A 12,100-nucleotide genomic window follows, 5' to 3' on the forward strand; every position below is an offset into this window, starting at 1 on the left:
CGTCTTCCTGTTGCATCAGGAGGGGAGGGCCGGCCGCGCGGGAAGCTTCGGTTCGCGCGGACCGCTACCTCACCAGGCAGGGGCGCTTCGGGTCGAAGGACCAGCCGTCGATGTAATACTGCATGCCGATGCTGTCGTCCCGGGCGTCCAGCCCGTGCTCGAGGTACAGCTGGTGTGCCTTGTCCAGGGCATCGCGGTCCAGCTCGATGCCCAGGCCCGGTGCGTCCGGAACTTCGATGGCGCCGCCCTTGATCTCCAACGGGTTCCTGGTGAGGCCCTGCCCGTCCTGCCAGATCCAGTGTGTGTCCAGTGCGGTAATCTCACCGGGGGCTGCTGCACCGGTATGCGTGAACATGGCGAGCGAAATGTCGAAGTGGTTGTTCGAGTGTGAGCCCCAGGTGAGCCCGAATTCGTGGCAGAGCTGCGCCACCCGGACCGAACCGTGCATGGTCCAGAAGTGCGGGTCTGCCAGCGGAATATCCACGGCGTTGCTGCGGATCGCGTGGGACATCTCCCGCCAGTCGGTCGCAATCATGTTGGTGGCCGTCTTGAGCCCGGTGGCACGGCGGAATTCCGCCATGACCTCGCGGCCGGAGAAGCGCCCTTCGGCGCCGCAGGGATCCTCGGCATAGGCCACCACGCCCTGCATCCGCTTGCCGAGCCGGATGGCTTCCTCGAGAAGCCAGCCGCCATTCGGATCAAGGGTGACGCGGGCTTCGGGGAAGCGCTGGGCCAGGGCCGTCACCACGTCCACTTCGTCGTCGCCGGAGAGCACGCCACCCTTGAGTTTGAAGTCGCTGAAGCCATACCGTTCCTGCGCAGCTTCGGCCAGGGCCACAACCGCGGCCGGTGTCATGGCCTCCTGCCGGCGCAGCCGCTCCCAGCGGTCCGACGGCGCCTCCTCCACCAGGTACGGCAGGTCCGTCCGCCGGCGGTCGCCGATGAAGAAGAGGTAACCGAGCATCGGAACCGAGGAGCGCTGTTGCCCGTCACCGAGCAGTTCGGCCACCGGTACGCCCAGGAACTGTCCGTGCAGGTCCAGCAGGGCGGATTCGACGGCGGTGACCGCGTGGACGGTGGTCCGAAGGTCGAAGGTCTGGAGCCCGCGGCCGCCGGCGTCGCGGTCCGCGAACTCGGCTGCGATCTCGCGGAGCAGAGAGCGGTAGCGGGCCACCGGCTTGCCCGCGATGAAGGCCCCGGCCTCCTCGATGGTGGTGCGGATCTTCTCCCCGCCGGGAACTTCACCCAGGCCCGAGCGTCCGTCCGAGTCGGTAATGATCACCACATTGCGCGTGAAGAACGGTCCGTGCGCGCCGCTGAGGTTCATCAGCATGCTGTCGCAGCCGGCGACGGGAACTACCTCAACCTTGGCGATGGTGGGCTGGGTGCTCATGCGTTGACCTTATCTTCTGCATCGGCTGCGCTTTCCACGACCCCGTCGATCCGACGGTTCAGGTGCCAGGGGTTGGCATCCTGCAGCGGTGCCGGGAGGAGTTCCTGGGGCAGGTTCTGGTAGGCGACCGGCCGCAGGAAGCGGTTGATGGCCAGCGTACCCACTGAGGTGGTCTTCGTGTCCGACGTTGCGGGGAAGGGGCCGCCGTGGACCATGGCATGGCCCACTTCGACGCCGGTGGGCCAGCCGTTCACGATGATGCGGCCCACCTTCTGTTCGAGGGCCGGCAGCAGCTGCGCCGCCGTCCGATAGTCCTCCGCAGTGAGCTGCAGGGAAGCGGTGAGCTGGCCGTCGAGCCGGTTGATGGCGTCGATCAGTTCCTCCGCGGTGGAGTAGCGGATCACCAGGCTGGCAGCGCCGAAAATCTCGGCGTGCAGGACGTGGTTGCTGACGAAGTCGGCGATGCCGGTGCCGAAGATGGTGGGAGCCGGTGCGTTTTCGGTGGGACCGGGCGTGCCCTGGCCAACGACGGACACGTTCGCAGCGGCGCCGAGTGCCCCGGCGCCGTCGTTCCACGAACCGGCGATGCCTGCGGTCAGCATGGTCTGGCCGGCACAGGCGGATACGGCGCGTCCGACGGCGGCAGCGAGTTTGTCGCCTGCCTCGCCGGCCGGGGCGAACAGCAGGCCGGGGGAGGTGCAGAGCTGTCCTGAGCTGCCGGTGACGGCAGTGACGTACTGCTGGGCGAGGGCGTCGACATCACCCTTGAGCGCCCCCGGGAACACAAAGACCGGGTTGAGTGAGGACATTTCCGCGTAGACCGGGATGGGTTCCGGGCGGGCGGCGGCGGCGCGCATGAGGGCGATGCCGGCGCTCTGGGAGCCGGTGAAACCCACGGCCTTGATGGCCGGGTCGGCTACGAGGGCCTGTCCGATGCTGGCGCCGGGGCCGTAGATCAGCGAGAAGACTCCCGGGTGCAGACCCAGGTCCTTGACGGCCTTGACTACGGCCTGGCCCACGAGTTCGCCCGTGCCGGGGTGGGCGTTGTGGGCCTTGAAGACCACCGGGCAGCCGGCGGCGAGGGCAGAGGCGGTGTCTCCTCCCGCCGTCGAGAAGGCCAGCGGAAAGTTGCTGGCCCCGAAGACGGCCACGGGGCCCAGCGGGATCTGGCGCTGGCGGATGTCGGCGCGGGGGAGCGGCGTGCGCTCCGGCAGGGCCGGATCGATACGGACGCCACGGAAATCGCCCTGCCGGACCACGGAGGCGAACAGGCGGAGCTGGCCGGTGGTGCGTGCGCGTTCGCCCTGCAGCCGGGCAGCGGGGAGGCCGGTTTCCTGGCCTGCGCGGATGATGAGTTCGTCGCCGATGGCCTCAATGTTGTCCGCAATCGCCTCGAGGAAACGTGCATGTGTCTCGGGATCGAGCGTGCTGAAGGACGGGTAGGCGTCGGCGGCCGCGGCCGTGGCTGCCTTGCGCTGCTCCTCGGTGAGGAGGGTATAGGCGGGTTCAAGCTGCTCGTTGCTGGCGGGGTTGAAACCGAAGGCGGCCTTGCCTTCGCCGACGACGGGTTGCCCGGCGATCAGGGAATGTCCGGTGAGTGTCACGGGGGTTACTCCTTAGGGATGGTGGTTCAGGAGACGGTGGCGATCAGGGCCTTGAGGTCGGCAAGATCCTGCGGCGCCAGGTTCTGCAGCGGCGGGCGCACTCCGCCGGCGGAGCGGCCGATGGCGTCGAGGCCGCCCTTGACGATGGACACTGAGTAGCCCTTCACCCTGTCGCGGATGTCCAGGTACGGGATCACGAAGTCGTTGAGCTTCCGGTTCACGGCCACGCGGTCCTGGTTGCGGACGTCCTGGTAGAAGTCCAGGGCGAACTGCGGGACGAAGTTGTACATGGCACTGGAGTAGGTGCTCATGCCCAGCTGCAGCAACGGCAGGGCGAAAGTTTCGGCGGTCGGGAGGCCGCCGAGGTAGAACAGGCGGTCGCCGAGCTTGGCGTAGACGCGGGCGTCGTGTTCGAGGTCGCCCACGCCGTCCTTGAAACCGATCAGGTTCTCGTGGCGATCGGCCAGGGCGGCCACGGTGGTGTCCTTGTAGATCGCGTTGGCGCGGTTGTAGATGATGACGCCGAGCGAGGTGGATGCGCAAACGGCGCTCACGTGGTCTATCAGGCCGCCCTGGTCCGCTTCCGTCAGGTACGGCGGCAGCAGCAGGATGCCTTCGGCGCCCGCGGCCTCTGCTGCCTGGGCGTTTTCAATGGCCTGGGCCGTGGAACCCCCGGCGGACGCCAGAACGGGAACGGTACTGCCGACTTCCTCGACGGCGGCGCGGACTACGCGGGCGGATTCGGCAGGCGTGAGGGAGAAGCCTTCGCCGGTGCCGCCGGCTGCGAAGAGCCCTGCCACCGGGTAGCTGGCCTGCCAGGCAAGGTGCTTCCGGTAGTTTTCCTCATCGAACTGGAGCTGCGAATCGAACGAGGTCACCGGGAAGGAGAGCAACCCGTCTTTGAGAACGCTGGCAAGTTCCTGGGGTGAGTATTTGGCCACAGTGGGTCCTCCATGTCGGCGCCGCAGCGGTGCGGCAGTGGGTGTCTTCGCCTCCAGCCTAGGGAGCCATGTAATGCCTGTCTAAGTTCATTTTTGTATGCATTGATGCTCTTTCTGCATCGCGTCCTGCCCGCCCGGTGCGGAAGGCTCTTCTGCCCGCCGCCTAGTTCTCCTGAAAATCCAGGGTGCGCAAGGCAAGGGCGAGTGCGGGGTTGCTGTTGTTCCGGCTCCAGATGGCGTGGAGTTCCACGGGATCATCCACGCTGCTTTCCAGCGGCAGGAACTCGACGCCGTGGACCCCCAGAAGCGTCGCCGAGTGCGGAACGAAGGCTACGCCGCGTTTTGCGGCCACCAGGGACACCATGGTGAGGATCTGGCTGACGGTGTGCACCACGTTGGCGTGCTGGACGGGGATCATCCGCACCACCAGGTCGTAGAAGTACCGGGCCTGGGTGGAGGAGTGCATGATCAGCGGCTCGCCCCTGAGGTCCTTTTCGGTGACGGCGCGGCTGAGGCCGGCCAGCGGATGGCCGGACGGTACCGCCAGGACCATCGCTTCCCGGTACAACAGGTGCGAATCGAAGACCTCATTGTCAAAGGGCGGCCGCGCGAGGCCGATGTCCAGTTCGCCGGACTGGAGTCCGGCGATTTGTTCGCCCGTCACCAGTTCCTGCAGGTCAATGTCGACGTCGGGCAATGCTGCGGCAATTTCTTCCAGCAGCGGGCCGAGGATGCTGAAGCCGCTCGCTGCCGTGAAACCGATCCGCAGCAGCCCCGAGCGTCCCGATGCGATCCGGCGGGCCGTCACGGGTGCCCGGTTGGCCAAGGCCATCAGCCGCCGGGCCTCGTCCAGGAAGGCCCGGCCCGCGGCCGTCAGCTGGACTTTCCGGTTGTCCCGCTCCAGGAGTTCAGCGCCTACGGCCTTCTCCAGCTTCTGGATCTGGCGGCTTAGCGGCGGTTGCGTCATGTTGAGCCGTTCGGCTGCCCGGCCGAAGTGGAGCTCTTCAGCGACGGCGATGAATCCTGCCAGCTGGTCAAAGGTAAACATGATGCCTTCCGGGTATCACTCGATGCATATTTGGGCTTAGACATGCATCATAGTGGCTTCCTAAACTCGATACAGCCAACCGGCAGTGATCCGGTTCACAGACATATGGGGCGCAAGCCCTGCAGCGCCAACGAGGAGTTCCAATGATGCACTTCCCCACCCGCCGAGCCGTCCTCGGGGCGGCTTCTGCCATGACGCTCCTGGCACTGACCGCCTGCGGCAATGTCGCAGGCGGCGGCAGCGCAGATTCATCCAAATACCCGTCTGGTCCCGTCAGCCTCTCCGTCGGCCAGGCTGCCGGCGGCAGCACCGACCTGATCGCCCGCGCCCTCGCCGAAGGCGCCTCCAAGACCCTTGGCCAGCCGGTGCCCGTGGTCAACAAGCCCGGTGCAAACGGCGCACTCGCAACGAAGGAAGTGGCCGGCAAGCCCGCCGATGGCCAGGAGTTGGTCCTGCTGAACGCCTCCCTGATCACCATCACGCCCCTGGCGGTCTCAGCTGACGAAGCCGTGAACATTGACGATCTGGATATCATTGCCGGCCTGTCCCAGGACGACTACGTCCTGGTGGCAAGCCCCGGATCGGGATTCAAGACCTTCAAAGATGTGACGGATGCCGGCCGCAACGTGACCTTCGGTACCACGGGTGTCGGCACCGGCAGCCAGTTGGCCCAGACCGTGCTCTTCAAGCAGGCCAATGTCACCGGCACCGACATCCCCTTCGACAGCGGCAAGCCCGCCCTGACTGCAGCCCTGGGCAACCAGGTGGAGCTCGCAACCATCCAGCTGGGTGAAGCAATGCCCCAGATAGAAGCCGGCAAGGTCGCCCCGCTCCTGGTTTTCTCTGAAGATCGCAACACGTTCCTGCCGGACACGCCGACCGCGAAGGAAGCGGGATATGACGTTCCCGTAGCCCAGTACCGGGCCGTCGCCGCTCCCAAGGGCACCCCGCAGGATGTCAAGGACAAGCTGTTTGCCGCATTCCAGGAGGCCTTCAAGTCGGACGCCTACAAGGAGTTCAACAAAAAGAACATGCTGACGCCCAAGGAAATCTCGGGTGAGGAAGTGGTCACCGAATGGAAGGCCTATGCAGCGAAGTACAAAGAGCTGGTGGAGAAGTACGACATCAGCCTCAGCGGAAATAAGTGATTCCAGTGAAGGAAACACCTGCGATCACCGAGGATGACCTGACGCCGGAGCAGCTCGCGGCGCAGTGGGAAGAGGAAAAGCCGCCGGCCGCCGGCGCCCTGGCCAACGCAGCCTCATCCTTGGTGGTCCTGGGCGTGGGCATCGGTGCGGCCATCCTGTCCGTCGCGATGGGTCTCGGCACACCAGCCACCCCGCAGCCTGGCCTCTGGCCGTTCATCATCAGCTGCGTCATGGTGGCGCTCGGGCTCTTCCAGCTGATCGCCGGCCGTCACAACCGGGATGCGGAGAAATTCACCCGCATGTCCAGCGCGCCGCTGACCGGCCTGGTGACACTCGCCGCCATGGTGGCCCTGATGCCGCTCATTGGCTTCGAACTGCCGGCGCTGGTGCTGTGCATCATCTGGATGCGGTTCCTGGGTGGCGAAACCTGGCGCTCCACCCTCGTTGTCAGCGCAAGTGTCGTCATTGCCTTTTATGGGATCTTCGTACTGGCGCTCAACACCTCCATTCCCCACCTCTTCTAGGAGACCCCCGTGGATTTTCTCAATCCCGTTATCAACGGATTTGCGGTTGTCCTGGAGCCGACAAACCTCCTGTACTGCCTGATCGGCGTCGTGATCGGCATGCTGATCGGTGTGCTGCCCGGCTTGGGGCCCGCGGCAACCATTGCCATCCTTCTTCCGCTCACCTACAACGTGGAGCCCGTAACAGCCATCATCATGCTGGCCGGCATCTTCTACGGCGCCCAGTACGGCGGCACCATCACCTCCGTGCTGCTCCGGCTTCCCGGTGAGGCGTCCTCGGTGGTCACAGTGTTCGACGGCTACCAGATGGCAAAGCAAGGCCGGGCCGGTACCGCGCTGGGCCTGGCATCTATCGGTTCCTTCGTTGGTGGCACCGCCGCCATCATCGGCCTGACCTTCCTGGCCCCCATCGTTGCCAGCTTCGCCCTGGATTTCGGCCCGCCTGAGTACACCGCCCTGGCCCTGCTCGGCATCCTCCTCGTGGCAACGATCAGCAGCGGATCGAAGGCTAAAGCGCTCATCGCCGCGGCCCTGGGCCTCCTGCTGGCCACTGTCGGCAGGGACATTTTCACTGGTGAGAGCCGCTTTACGTTCGGCAGCCTGCAACTCGCAGATGGTATCGACTTCGTGCCGATCGCCATGGGCATCTTCGGCATCGGTGAGATCCTCTACAACCTGGAGGAGCGGCACCGGGCCGCGAAGGCGCCGTCGAAGGTCACCAACGTCTGGCCCTCCCGGAAGGACCTGAAGCAGGCCTCCGGTGCCATCGGCCGCGGCTCCATCCTCGGCTTCTTCCTGGGCATCCTCCCCGGCGGCGGTGCGACCATCGCCTCCATGGCCTCCTACGCCATGGAGAAAAAGCGCGCCAAACAGCCGGAACGTTTCGGCAAGGGCGCACCCGAGGGTGTCGCCGGGCCGGAAACCGCCAACAACGCCGCGGCAACCTCGTCCTTTATCCCGCTGCTGACGCTGGGAATCCCCGCCAACGCCACCATGGCGCTGATGTTCGGTGCCTTGCTGATCCAGGGCGTCACCCCCGGGCCGCAGTTGGTGGAGCAGAACCCTGAGCTCTTCTGGGGCGTCGTGAACTCGATGTACATCGGCAACATCCTGCTGCTCATCATGAGCCTGCCGCTGGTGGGAATCTTCGTGAAGATCCTCCGTGTTCGGGCAGCCATCCTGGCCCCCGTCACCGCCCTGATCACGCTGCTCGGTGCCTACACGATCAACAACAGCATGTTCGATGTCACGCTCGTGGTCGTCTTCGGGATCATCGGCTACCTCATGAAGAAGTTCGGCTTCGAACCGGGCCCGCTGGTCCTGGCCTTCGTGCTGGGAGAACTGCTGGAAAGCTCCATGCGTCGCTCACTGCTGGTCTTCGGCGGCGATCCCATGGGCTTCTTCGGCCGCCCGATCTCGGCCACGCTGCTCGTGGTGTTCGTGCTGGTCGCCGTGCTTCCGGGCCTCCGGTCCATGCTCGCCAGGCGCAAAGCCCTCGCTGCGGCAGAGCCCGCACCCACCAAAATCAAGGAGAAGGTATGAGCATCATCGTCGGATTCGTTCCCACGCCTGCCGGCGAGGCGGCGCTCACTGCCGGCATCGCCGAGGCAACACTCCGCAACGAGGAGCTGGTGATCGTCAACTCCGCCCGTGAGGGTGCCCTGGTGGACAAGTCAGTTGCGGGCGATGACGTCCTGGCCACGGCAGCCAGGCGTGCGGCCGAGGCCGGCGTCACGGCAAGGGTCATCCAACCGCCCTACCACCACGACCTCGCGGACGAATTCCTGGACGTGGCCCGTGAAGCAAATGCGTCCCTCATTGTCATTGGCCTGCGGCACCGCTCCCAGGTGGGCAAATTCATCCTGGGCAGCCACGCCCAGCGCATCCTGATGCAGGCGGACCGGCCAGTCCTGGCCGTCAAAGCCGACGGCGCGCACTTCTAGCGCGGGTCCGCCTACTTCCGCAGCGCCCCGAGCCCGGAGATCAGTGCTTCCAGGCCCAGGCTGAACGCGACGTCGGCAGGCTTTTCGTGGCCTTGTTCCGCCAAGCTCTGCACTGCGGCCGTGAAATTGGGTGTGGACTCCGCCATGCTGCCCGGATCGAAGATGTCCGCCGGTGCGGTGACATCGAAGGCCGAGCCGAAAATGAAGGATTCCAGCGCCACGATCGAGGAAATGATGCGCGCTTCGGGGAACCCGGCGTCCCGCAGCCCTGCACTCACTGTCTCGTACATGGCCAGGGTCTGCGGCGCGTCCGTCACGGGCAGGACCGCGATCACCGGGATCAGCGGCGTGTGCTGGGAAAAGACGTCCCGGTAGCTCCACGCCCACCGCCGCACGGCTTCGTCCCAGGGCTCACTGCCGAACGCGGACACGTCCACCAATGCCGCGAGGTGGTCCTCCACCAACACCAGCACGTCCCGCTTGGACGCCACATGGTTGTAAAGGGCCGACGGCGCCACGTCCAGTGAGCGGGCCAGCGCAGCCATGGTGAGGCCGTCGTAGCCGTTCTTTCCGATCAGCTGCAGTGCTGCAGAGGTGATCCCCGCCTGATCCAGTACCGCCGACGCCGGCCTGCCGGCACGGCGCTTCTGCGGGGAACGCGGGGTGCCGTCCGGGCGGGCATCCGCGGGGGACTCGGTGTGTTGGCGGGCGGCTGCCGGCATCGTCGGCCTTTCTGCTGGCGGGGTCCCCAGCATTATTCCACTGACCTCTTCCGCGGCGTCACGGAAACAGCTATAGTCTAAATAAATGAATGGCATTCATTTAGTGGTCCGCATCACTCGCGCGGCCACAGAAAGGACATCATGCTGGAACTTGACCGCGACGTCGTCGTCGTGGGCGCTGGCCCCTCGGGCCTCACCGCCGCCCGTGAGCTGAAGAAAGCCGGACTCAGCGTTGCCGTACTGGAGGCGCGGGACCGCGTGGGCGGCCGCACCTGGACGGACACCGTTGACGGGGCCATGCTGGAAATCGGCGGCCAGTGGGTTTCGCCGGACCAGACCGTGCTCCTGGAGCTCCTCGACGAGCTGGGCCTGGAGACCTACTCCCGCTACCGGGAAGGTGAATCCATCTACGTCGGTGCTGACGGCAGGAAGATCCGCTACACCGGCGATTCCTTCCCGGTTAGCGGAACAACAGCCGCAGAAATGGACAAGCTCATCGGCCTGCTGGACGGGCTGGCAGCGGAAATCGGCCCCGCCGAGCCCTGGGCGCACCCCAAGGCGCGCGAGCTGGACACCATTTCCTTTCACCACTGGCTGCGCCGGAACTCGCCGGACGAGGAGGCCTGCAACAACATCGGCCTGTTCATCGCCGGTGGCATGCTGACCAAACCCGCGCACGCATTCTCCGCGCTGCAGGCCGTCCTGATGGCTGCCTCCGCAGGATCCTTCAGCCACCTGACGGATGAGGACTTCATCCTGGACAAGCGTGTGGTGGACGGCATGCAGCAGGTTTCGCTGCTGCAGGCACGCGAGCTGGGTGACGACGTCGTACTTAACAGCCCGGTGCGCACCATTAACTGGACGGAAGAGTGCGACGGCGGTCCCCGGGTCACCGTGGCGTCGGAGCGGGCCACTGTCAACGCCCGCTATGTGATCATGGCGGTGCCGCCCAACCTGTACTCGCGGGTTTCCTTCAACCCGCCGCTGCCGCGCCGCCAGCACCAGATGCACCAGCACCAGTCGCTGGGCCTGGTCATCAAGGTGCACGCCGTCTATGACACGCCGTTCTGGCGCGAGGAGGGGCTGTCCGGAACCTGCTTCAGCGCAGGCTCGCTGGTGCAGGAGGTCTACGACAACACCAACCACGGGGATTCCCGCGGCACCCTGGTGGGGTTTGTCTCGGACGAGAAGGCCGACGCCGTGTTCGAGCTCAGCGCCGAAGACCGCCGCCGCGCCATCCTGGAGTCGATCGCGGCCTTCCTGGGCGACAAAGCACTCGAGCCCGAGGTGTACTACGAGTCGGACTGGGGTTCCGAGGAATGGACGCGCGGGGCCTACGCCTCCAGCTACGACCTCGGCGGCCTGCACCGCTACGGCAAGGACCAGCATCAGCCTGTGGGTCCCATTTACTGGAGCTCGTCAGACCTGGCGGCGGAAGGCTACCAGCACGTCGACGGCGCCATTCGGATGGGGAAGCTGACTGCCGCCCGGGTTGCCGCAGCCGCCAGGGTGGGCGCTCCGGCCTGACTCGGATCCAACCCTGTCGTTGAAAGTAAGTACGCTTACTAATAGGCTGGGCTGGCGGGGATCTTCCCCGTTCGAGACGAACGAGGTGAATGCATGTCTGAGACTGAGAACATCAGCAAAGTCACGAAGATCATCAACGATTCCCACATCGGGATGCTGACCACCATCAACGAAGAAGGTGCGCTGGTCAGCCGGCCACTGGCCGTCCAGGAAGTTAAGGACGACGGCGACATGTGGTTCTTTACGTCATCGGAAACTTCCCAGGTGGCGCATGTCCGCGCCGATCCGCGGGTGAACGTGTCCTTCGGCAAGAACACCGAGTGGGTGTCCGTGGCCGGCACCGCGGAGGTTGTCACCGACCGGCAGAAGATCCACGACATGTGGAACCAGGTGGTTGAAGCCTGGTTCCCGGACGGTCCGGACACGCCGGAGGTTGTCCTGCTGCGGGTCGACTCTGATTCGGCGGAGTACTGGACCAGCCCCGGCGGCAGGGCCGCCACGGTGCTTCAGTGGGTCAAATCCAAGGTGACGCACAGCCGCATGAGCGTCGGTGAGAGCGGGACAGTGGACCTGTAGTCCTTACTGCAGCTGCCGGAGGGCCGCCAGGACCTCCGGCAGCAGTACGTCGTTCCGGCCCCACACGGGATCCAGGACTTCCACGTACCAGGAATCGGCGAGGAGCAGGGCCAGCGTTTCGTTGGTCTCGTCCGACCAGTCGCGGAGCTGGTCCTCGTCCACCGGATTCTCACTGGACCCGAGGACGGTGACCACGGCATCGCCGTCGAACGTGACCGGGACTGCCGCCGCGCTCACTTCGCCCGGAGCGTGGCCGATGGTGACGAGATCGGACCTGGTGGACAGGGCCATGAGTTCGGCCGCGGCCCCGGCGCTGCAGAAGCCCGTGACGTATTGTCTCTGCGCGTGGCCTGCCTCGGCACGCATGCCCGGCTGGGACTCCTTGGTGAACAGGCCGTTCCTGTTGAGTTCCGCCAGTTCGGCGGCGATGGGCCGCGTCTCCTCATCGAAGCTGGGCGCAAAAGTGCCCGGCTGGTATTCGCTGCGGGATTCCAGCCACCGCGCGGTCAGTTCCCCGGCGGCTTCGAGCGTTGTTGCCTGACGCCAGACTCCCCGGTCCGATCGCAACCTGCCGTGCTGGTCTCGTGTGTCCGTGACTAAAGGCTCCATCATGGGATGCTATCGCCGCCGTTGCGGCCTTCCCAACAGCTGCGACACACCGGTTAACGTCCGGG

At 65.6% G+C, this 12,100-nt stretch carries 12 protein-coding genes; 6 read left to right on the plus strand and 6 right to left on the minus strand.

Annotation, left to right across the window (positions count from 1 at the left end):
* Window positions 1–64: 64 nt before the first annotated feature.
* From Q8Z05_RS08180 to Q8Z05_RS08195, 4 genes are all read right to left on the minus strand, one after another.
* On the minus strand, window positions 65–1,393 hold the full coding sequence (locus Q8Z05_RS08180) for an enolase C-terminal domain-like protein (protein WP_305942970.1): 1,329 nt from the start codon (window positions 1,391–1,393) through the stop codon (window positions 65–67).
* Window positions 1,390–2,997, minus strand: a complete 1,608-nt coding sequence (locus Q8Z05_RS08185) for an aldehyde dehydrogenase (NADP(+)) (protein ID WP_305942971.1) — start codon at window positions 2,995–2,997, stop codon at window positions 1,390–1,392. The genes Q8Z05_RS08180 and Q8Z05_RS08185 overlap by 4 nt, the downstream gene beginning before the upstream one ends.
* Window positions 2,998–3,023: 26 nt before the next feature.
* Window positions 3,024–3,938: a 5-dehydro-4-deoxyglucarate dehydratase gene (kdgD, locus tag Q8Z05_RS08190; RefSeq protein WP_305942972.1), complete on the minus strand. Its 915-nt coding sequence runs from the start codon at window positions 3,936–3,938 to the stop codon at window positions 3,024–3,026.
* A gap of 163 nt (window positions 3,939–4,101) precedes the next feature.
* Window positions 4,102–4,986 (minus strand): LysR family transcriptional regulator, encoded by an 885-nt coding sequence (locus Q8Z05_RS08195; RefSeq protein ID WP_305942973.1) that lies wholly within the window; start codon window positions 4,984–4,986, stop codon window positions 4,102–4,104.
* A gap of 143 nt (window positions 4,987–5,129) precedes the next feature.
* On the opposite strand from Q8Z05_RS08195, the gene Q8Z05_RS08200 reads away from it, so the two are divergent.
* From Q8Z05_RS08200 to Q8Z05_RS08215, 4 genes are read left to right on the plus strand one after another with little or no spacing between them, the layout of a single operon-like run.
* Window positions 5,130–6,134 carry a Bug family tripartite tricarboxylate transporter substrate binding protein gene (locus tag Q8Z05_RS08200; protein WP_305942974.1) on the plus strand — a complete coding sequence of 335 codons (1,005 nt, stop codon included), beginning with the start codon at window positions 5,130–5,132 and terminating at the stop codon, window positions 6,132–6,134.
* A 5-nt stretch (window positions 6,135–6,139) separates the two neighbouring features.
* Window positions 6,140–6,658, plus strand: coding sequence for a tripartite tricarboxylate transporter TctB family protein (locus Q8Z05_RS08205; RefSeq protein WP_305942975.1), 519 nt, complete (start codon window positions 6,140–6,142; stop codon window positions 6,656–6,658).
* A 9-nt stretch (window positions 6,659–6,667) separates the two neighbouring features.
* Window positions 6,668–8,200 carry a tripartite tricarboxylate transporter permease gene (locus Q8Z05_RS08210; RefSeq protein ID WP_305942976.1) on the plus strand — a complete coding sequence of 511 codons (1,533 nt, stop codon included), beginning with the start codon at window positions 6,668–6,670 and terminating at the stop codon, window positions 8,198–8,200.
* Window positions 8,197–8,601 (plus strand): universal stress protein, encoded by a 405-nt coding sequence (locus Q8Z05_RS08215; protein ID WP_305942977.1) that lies wholly within the window; start codon window positions 8,197–8,199, stop codon window positions 8,599–8,601. Before Q8Z05_RS08210 ends, Q8Z05_RS08215 begins: the two co-directional genes overlap by 4 nt.
* An 11-nt stretch (window positions 8,602–8,612) precedes the next feature.
* Here Q8Z05_RS08215 and Q8Z05_RS08220 read toward each other — a convergent pair whose 3' ends face one another.
* Window positions 8,613–9,323, minus strand: a complete 711-nt coding sequence (locus tag Q8Z05_RS08220; protein ID WP_371745945.1) for a TetR/AcrR family transcriptional regulator — start codon at window positions 9,321–9,323, stop codon at window positions 8,613–8,615.
* A gap of 141 nt (window positions 9,324–9,464) precedes the next feature.
* Here Q8Z05_RS08220 and Q8Z05_RS08225 point away from each other — a divergent pair, with 141 nt between their 5' ends.
* Together Q8Z05_RS08225 and Q8Z05_RS08230 are read left to right on the plus strand one after the other, a co-directional pair.
* Window positions 9,465–10,850 carry a flavin monoamine oxidase family protein gene (locus Q8Z05_RS08225; protein ID WP_305942979.1) on the plus strand — a complete coding sequence of 462 codons (1,386 nt, stop codon included), beginning with the start codon at window positions 9,465–9,467 and terminating at the stop codon, window positions 10,848–10,850.
* A gap of 93 nt (window positions 10,851–10,943) precedes the next feature.
* Window positions 10,944–11,426 (plus strand): pyridoxamine 5'-phosphate oxidase family protein, encoded by a 483-nt coding sequence (locus Q8Z05_RS08230; RefSeq protein WP_305942980.1) that lies wholly within the window; start codon window positions 10,944–10,946, stop codon window positions 11,424–11,426.
* A gap of 3 nt (window positions 11,427–11,429) precedes the next feature.
* Here the strand turns inward: Q8Z05_RS08230 and Q8Z05_RS08235 are convergent, their stop codons facing one another.
* Window positions 11,430–12,038: a DUF6919 domain-containing protein gene (locus Q8Z05_RS08235; RefSeq protein WP_371745946.1), complete on the minus strand. Its 609-nt coding sequence runs from the start codon at window positions 12,036–12,038 to the stop codon at window positions 11,430–11,432.
* Window positions 12,039–12,100 lie beyond the last annotated feature (62 nt).

Source organism: Arthrobacter oryzae, from assembly GCF_030718995.1.
Classification (GTDB): Bacteria; Actinomycetota; Actinomycetes; order Actinomycetales; family Micrococcaceae; genus Arthrobacter; species Arthrobacter oryzae_C.

Coding starts and splice junctions, on each gene's coding strand:
- Q8Z05_RS08180 (WP_305942970.1), bottom strand. CDS start 1,393: ATGAGCACCCAGCCCACCATCGCCAAGGTTGAGGTAGTTCCCGTCGCC.
- Q8Z05_RS08195 (WP_305942973.1), bottom strand. CDS start 4,986: ATGTTTACCTTTGACCAGCTGGCAGGATTCATCGCCGTCGCTGAAGAG.
- Q8Z05_RS08200 (WP_305942974.1), top strand. CDS start 5,130: ATGATGCACTTCCCCACCCGCCGAGCCGTCCTCGGGGCGGCTTCTGCC.
- Q8Z05_RS08215 (WP_305942977.1), top strand. CDS start 8,197: ATGAGCATCATCGTCGGATTCGTTCCCACGCCTGCCGGCGAGGCGGCG.
- Q8Z05_RS08220 (WP_371745945.1), bottom strand. CDS start 9,323: ATGCCGGCAGCCGCCCGCCAACACACCGAGTCCCCCGCGGATGCCCGC.
- Q8Z05_RS08225 (WP_305942979.1), top strand. CDS start 9,465: ATGCTGGAACTTGACCGCGACGTCGTCGTCGTGGGCGCTGGCCCCTCG.
- Q8Z05_RS08230 (WP_305942980.1), top strand. CDS start 10,944: ATGTCTGAGACTGAGAACATCAGCAAAGTCACGAAGATCATCAACGAT.
- Q8Z05_RS08235 (WP_371745946.1), bottom strand. CDS start 12,038: ATGATGGAGCCTTTAGTCACGGACACACGAGACCAGCACGGCAGGTTG.